This is a genomic window from Inquilinus sp. (assembly GCF_057815775.1).
The window spans coordinates 1-5,617 of sequence record NZ_JBYRFX010000390.1; the positions used below are offsets into that span (position 1 = coordinate 1).

General features: G+C 68.2%; 7 protein-coding genes and 1 pseudogene. 6 read left to right on the plus strand and 2 right to left on the minus strand.

Features of this window, described 5'->3' with window-relative positions:
• Nucleotides 1–494, minus strand: a pseudogene (locus AC3XYG_RS14040) (2-keto-4-pentenoate hydratase); the annotation flags it as partial.
• 88 nt (nt 495–582) lie between these two features.
• Here AC3XYG_RS14040 and AC3XYG_RS14045 point away from each other — a divergent pair.
• The 5 genes from AC3XYG_RS14045 to AC3XYG_RS14065 all read left to right on the plus strand — a co-directional run bounded on the left by AC3XYG_RS14045 (nt 583) and on the right by AC3XYG_RS14065 (nt 4,037).
• Entirely contained in the window at nt 583–1,260 is a 678-nt protein-coding gene (locus tag AC3XYG_RS14045; protein ID WP_489140459.1) for a GntR family transcriptional regulator, read from the plus strand.
• 58 nt (nt 1,261–1,318) lie between these two features.
• The gene (gene kduI / locus AC3XYG_RS14050; RefSeq protein ID WP_489140460.1) at nt 1,319–2,173 is read left to right on the plus strand and encodes a 5-dehydro-4-deoxy-D-glucuronate isomerase; all 855 of its coding nucleotides are present in this window, start codon (nt 1,319–1,321) and stop codon (nt 2,171–2,173) included.
• Entirely contained in the window at nt 2,170–2,931 is a 762-nt protein-coding gene (gene kduD / locus AC3XYG_RS14055) for a 2-dehydro-3-deoxy-D-gluconate 5-dehydrogenase KduD (protein ID WP_489140461.1), read from the plus strand. The genes kduI and kduD overlap by 4 nt, the downstream gene beginning before the upstream one ends.
• 183 nt (nt 2,932–3,114) lie before the next feature.
• Nucleotides 3,115–3,705: a phage tail protein gene (locus AC3XYG_RS14060; protein ID WP_489140462.1), complete on the plus strand. Its 591-nt coding sequence runs from the start codon at nt 3,115–3,117 to the stop codon at nt 3,703–3,705.
• Between the two features lie 11 nt (nt 3,706–3,716).
• Nucleotides 3,717–4,037, plus strand: a complete 321-nt coding sequence (locus AC3XYG_RS14065; RefSeq protein ID WP_489140463.1) for a DUF6916 family protein — start codon at nt 3,717–3,719, stop codon at nt 4,035–4,037.
• Here the strand turns inward: AC3XYG_RS14065 and AC3XYG_RS14070 are convergent.
• A complete protein-coding gene (locus AC3XYG_RS14070; protein WP_489140464.1) occupies nt 4,030–4,551 on the minus strand; it encodes a hypothetical protein in 522 nt (173 codons plus the stop codon). The two genes, AC3XYG_RS14065 and AC3XYG_RS14070, sit on opposite strands and share 8 nt — an antisense overlap.
• A 204-nt stretch (nt 4,552–4,755) precedes the next feature.
• Here AC3XYG_RS14070 and AC3XYG_RS14075 point away from each other — a divergent pair.
• Nucleotides 4,756–5,617: aldo/keto reductase (locus tag AC3XYG_RS14075; protein WP_489140465.1), on the plus strand; the 862-nt coding region annotated here is incomplete at its 3' end.

Here is a 5,617-nt window from a genome sequence, read left to right on the forward strand (position 1 = left end):
ATCACCAGGCCGGCATTGTTGCCGAAATCGCTGGCCACGGCGCCGGGGCCGAGGTCGTTCAGCGTCGCCAGCGGGCTGCCCGCGATCTCCATGCCGCCATGCACCGATCCGACGAAGGGCCGCAGCTCCTCCGCGGTGTAGGCCCGGGCCTCGGTCGGCAGGTTGCGGCCGATCCGCAGCACGAATTCGGCCTCGACCGCACCGAAGCCGCCTGAAATCACCGGCGTCTCCACCGGCCCCTGCCGGGCATCGCGGACATTGCGGGCGAAGATCGGGCCGGCCAGCCGCGGCGCGTCGTAGCGCGGCCGCCAGGTCTCGGCGATGCCGGCGACCTTCCAGCCGACCAGGGTGTCCGACCACAGTCCGATCGCCGCCTCCTGCACCGCATAGGCGGTCGGCAGGTCGGGCGGCAGCGTGCCGGGATATTCGGGCAGGGCGCGGCCGGCACGGCGCGCCTCGGTGAAGGCAATGGCCAGATCGCGGCTCGAACTCATCGACATCTCCCCCGGGCAGATCGTTGTATTCTTGTGTCTGGTAGTATGGCTTGCTATGCAAGACGAAGGCCATGGCCCTGGAACCCGCGTGAAGATCGACCCCACCCACAGCTTCGAATCCGCGGCGCACCGGCTGGAGCGCGAGCTGCGCCGTGCCATCGTGACGCTGGAGCTGCCGCCCGGCGCCCGGCTGTCGGAGCAGGAGATCGCGCAGCGCTACGGCGTGTCGCGCCAGCCGGTGCGGGAAGCCCTGATCGCGCTGGCCAAGACCCGGCTGGTCGAGATCCAGCCCCAGCGCGGCACCGTCGTGGTCAAGCTGTCGGTGCGCAAGATGATGGAAGCGCGCTTCGTCCGCGAATCGATCGAGGTCGCACTGGTGCGGCGGGCCTGCGGCGGCTTCGACCGGGCCAGCCGCGAACGTATCGACGATCTGCTCGACGCCCAGGACCGGGCGCTGGCCCGCGGCAGCCACAGCGATTTCCAGCGCTATGACGAGCTGTTCCACATCGCCATCGCCGAAGGCGCCGGCTGCCCTCTGGCCTGGACCGCGGTCGAAGACCTGAAGGCGCATATGGACCGGATCTGCGCCCTGACCCTGCCGGGCGCCGAGACCATGGCGCCGCTGATCGCGCAGCACCGCGCCATCATGGCGGCGATCGATGCCGGCGACGCCGATGCGGCGGAGCAGGCGACACGGCACCATTTGACCGAGATCCTGCGGGCCCTGCCCGGGATCGAGGCCGACCACCCCGATCTGTTCGAATAGCCGGTCCCGCACCCCGTGCGGACCGGCCCCAGAGACGATGCGTGAAAGAGGAACTGCGATGACGGCGAGCGAAGCCCCGACCACCCGCCAGGCGGTGCATTACGAGCAGGCCGAGATGCTGGACGGCGAGGATCTGCGCCGGCATTTCCTGATCGAGCAGCTGATGGTGCCGGGCCAGTTGAACGCGACCTACACCCATTACGACCGCATGCTGGTCGCCGGCGCCATGCCGACCGACGCGCCTCTTGTGGTCGGCGAGGACCTGGCCAAGCTGGTCGGCAGCGCCACGCTGCTGGAGCGCCGTGAGCTGGGGCTGATCAATGTCGGCGGCGCCGGCCGCGTCACTGCCGACGGGACGGTGTACGAGGTCGCGTCGCAGGACGCGCTGTATCTCGGCAAGGGCATCGCCGCGGTCAGCTTCGCCAGCGTCGATCCGGCCAACCCGGCGAAGTTCTACATCAACTCCTCGCCGGCCCATGCCGCGCACCCGTCGCGGCTGGTCACCAAGGCCCAGGCGATCGTGAAGGAGCTGGGCGCGCCGGAGACCTGCAACCGCCGCACCCTGTCGCAATACCTGCACCCCGAGGTGCTGCCGACCTGCCAACTGCTGATGGGGCTGACCCGGCTGCACACCGGCAGCGCCTGGAACACCATGCCGGCGCACACCCATGACCGGCGGATGGAGGCGTATTTCTACTTCGAGCTGCCGGCCGACGCGGTGGTGATGCACTTCATGGGCCGGCCGGAAGCGACCCGCCACCTGGTGATCCGCAACGAACAGGCGGTGCTGTCGCCGCCCTGGTCGATCCATTGCGGTGCAGGCACCGCGGCCTATGCCTTCATCTGGAGCATGGCCGGCGACAACCAGGCCTTCACCGACATGGACTTCGTCTCCATGGGCGACCTGCTGTGACGGCGAGTCTGTTCGATCTGTCGGGCCAGGTCGCGCTCGTCACCGGGGCGCGCACCGGTCTTGGCCAGGGCATCGCCCTGGCCCTGGCCGAGGCCGGGGCCGACATCGCCGGCCTCGGCTCCCGCCCGATGCCGGACACGGCGGCGGCGGTGGCCGGCGCCGGCCGGCGCTTCGTCGAGATCGTGCGCGACCTGGAGGATTCCTCCGGGCTCGACGCGGTGGTCGCCGACATCGTCGCGCGACTCGGCCGGGTCGACATCCTGGTCAACAATGCCGGCATCATCCGCCGTGCCGATCTGCTGGAGTTCAGCGAGGCGGATTGGGATGCGGTGATGGCCGTGAACCTGAAGAGCGCGTTCTTCCTGACCCAGGCGGTGGCGCGGCACATGGTGGAGCAGCAGATTCGCGGGCGAATCATCCATGTCGCATCGCTGCTGTCGTTCCAGGGCGGCATCCGGGTCTCCTCCTACACCGCCAGCAAGCATGGCATCGCCGGGCTGACCCGCGGCATGGCCAACGAGCTGGCGCCGAAGGGCATCACCGTCAATGCCATCGCCCCCGGCTATATGGAGACCGACAACACCGAGGCGCTGCGCGCCGACCCGGTGCGAACCCGGCAGATCCTGGACCGGATTCCGGCCGCCCGCTGGGGCTTGCCGCAGGATCTGGCGACGGCCGCCCTGTTCTTCGCCTCGCCGCACAGCGGCTACGTCACCGGCACGGTCCTGCCGGTCGATGGCGGCTGGATGGCCCGGTGATTTTGCGCTTGGCTTCGGAAAATTTATGACATAATGATTTGTTTGTTAGTTCTGTTTTGACGCTGTATTTTATTTGAAGTTGTCGCTGCGAGGGTCGGTTTCGCTTTTTCCGTGCAACGGACGAGGCCGGCACCCAGCAGCCGAGTATTTCCGATCACTGTGTTTTTTCAGGGAGAATTTCCAATGGACGTCTATATGGCCACCATCATGGGGTGGGCACCGAACTTTGCGCCGCGCGGCTGGGCCTATTGCTGGGGCCAGATTCTGTCGATCGCGCAGAACACCGCCCTGTTCAGCCTGCTCGGCACCACCTATGGCGGCAACGGCCAGACCACCTTCGCGCTGCCCAATCTGGCCAGCCGGTTCCCGATCGGCGCCGGCCAGGGGCCGGGCCTGAGCACCTATGTCCTTGGCCAGATCAGCGGCAGCGAGAACGAGACGCTGACCCTCAACAACCTGCCGACGCACAACCACCCGGCCGGGGCGCTCGCCAGCACGCTCACCGCCACGACCAATGTGAGCGGCACCAACCAGTCGGCGCCGACCGCCACCTCGATCCTCGGTGCGGCGAACTACCCGGACCAGAGCGCCGGCAGCCCGGTGCCCGTCAACACTTACGCGCCGAGCGGCACCACCCCGGCCGTGACCTTTCCCTCTCCGGTCACCGGCACGACGGGCTTGGCGGGCAACAACCAGCCCTTCTCGATCCTGCCGCCCTACCTGGCGATCAACTGGATCATCGCCCTGGAAGGCATTTTCCCGCCGCGCAGCTGAGGACTGGCCCAATGCTTGCTGAACTGAGCTTCGACGACTTCAAGGACCATCGCGGCGGCACCTTCGTGGTCGAGGGGCCGGGGGGGCAGGTCGAGGCCACGCTGGTCGCGGCCCGGCTGTCGCCCCATGCGTCGCCCGGGCTGCTGCGGCGCCATCCGTTCGCGATCCTGTTCACCGCGCCGGCGGCGCCCGATCTCGGGTCGCATGTCTACAACATCCGGCATCCGGAGAAGGGGCTGATGGAAGGCGTCTTCATCAACCCGGTCGTGCCGGCGGTCGTCGACATGGCGAAAGCGAAGGACATCCGCTTCTACGAGGCGGTGTTCAACTAACGGGAAGCCGGTCGATCGCGGCCAGCACACGGTCCCTCAGCGCATCGAGGCCTCGGGCGAGGTCGCGATGCTCCTGGACCAGCGCCGCGATCGACCGCTCGCCGTCAACGGTCCCGACCAACCCGTCCCGAACCGCGTCTGCCAGCCGCGTCTCGGCCGCATAGCGGCGGTGGTCCAGCGTGCCCAGGGCCGCGTCCAGCCGGGTCCAATCTTCCATCAACGCTTCCAGCGCCGCCGAATCGGCGTCGTCCCGCGCCCGCAGCGCCGCGATCGCCTGCCGCAGCGGCAGCCGTGCGGTGCTGTGGCTGCAGGCCAGCTGGGTGGCGCGCCGGCCATCGGAACACAGGGCCGGGCGGGCATAGCCTTCCGGCTCGATCGCATGCTGCCGCGGCTGTCCGGCCGCATCGCGCGGCACCGCCTCATGCACCATGCCGCAGGCCACCGCGCGCGATGCCGCGATCAGCGCCCGCAGCCGGGCCAGATCGGTGGATTCGGTGGCGATGGTGGAGGGCATGCAAGTCCTCGGGTGGATCCTCAGGCGAAATGGCCGATCCTGTCGCCCGAAGTGTGGCTGGGTTTCGCCTGTCCGCGCAACCGCGGCCGAGCCGGGATCGGGCCATTCAGCGCCATCGGTGCTGAATGCGATCAGATCTTTCCGTTGGAACGCTGAAACCGGTGGGTCTAGGACTGGGCCATCCCGTCAGCGATGAGGTGCCCCATGGAATACCGTCTGCTCGGCCGCTCCGGCCTGAAGGTTTCGACCATCACCCTCGGCACCATGACCATGGGCGGCAAGGGCAACTTCGCCAAGGTCGGCACTGTCGGCCTGGACGAGGCGCGGCGCCAGATCGATTTGTGCCTGGATGCTGGCGTCAACCTGATCGACACGGCGGATGTCTATTCCTCCGGCGCGTCGGAGGAGATCATCGGCGAGGCCCTGGGCGGCAAGCGCAAATCCGGCGTGCTGATCGCCACCACGGCCCGCTTCCCGATGGGCGACGGGCCGAACGACCGCGGCCTGTCGCGCCACCATCTGATCGAGGCCTGCGAGGCCAGCCTGAAGCGGCTGAAGACCGATGTGATCGACCTCTACCAGGTCCATCAGTGGGACGGGCTGACCCCGCTGGAGGAGACGATCGATGCGCTCGACAGCCTCGTGCGCCAGGGCAAGGTCCGCTACATCGGCGCCTCGAACTATTCCGGCTGGCACCTGATGAAGGCGCTGGCCGTCAGCGACCGCACCCTGCGCCAGCGCTTCGTCAGCCAGCAGATCCACTACACGCTGGAAGCCCGGGAAGCCGAGTACGAACTGTTGCCCGTCAGCATCGACCAAGGCCTCGGCGTACTCGTCTGGAGCCCGCTCGCGGCCGGACTGCTCTCCGGCAAGCACCGCCGCAACCAGAAGACGCCCGAAGGTTCGCGCCAGTTCAGCGGCTGGACCGAACCGCCGATCCGCGACGAGAACAGGTTGTGGGACATTATCGATGTCCTGGTGGAGGTCGCTGACAACAGGGGCGTTTCGGCTGCCCAGGTGGCGCTTGCCTGGACGCTCGGCCGTCCGGGAATCACATCGCTCGTCA

Excerpts from the sequence above, each read along its gene's own strand:
- AC3XYG_RS14070 (WP_489140464.1), bottom strand. The coding sequence starts at position 4,551 with ATGCCCTCCACCATCGCCACCGAATCCACCGATCTGGCCCGGCTGCGG.
- AC3XYG_RS14065 (WP_489140463.1), top strand. The coding sequence starts at position 3,717 with ATGCTTGCTGAACTGAGCTTCGACGACTTCAAGGACCATCGCGGCGGC.
- kduI (WP_489140460.1), top strand. The coding sequence starts at position 1,319 with ATGACGGCGAGCGAAGCCCCGACCACCCGCCAGGCGGTGCATTACGAG.
- AC3XYG_RS14060 (WP_489140462.1), top strand. The coding sequence starts at position 3,115 with ATGGACGTCTATATGGCCACCATCATGGGGTGGGCACCGAACTTTGCG.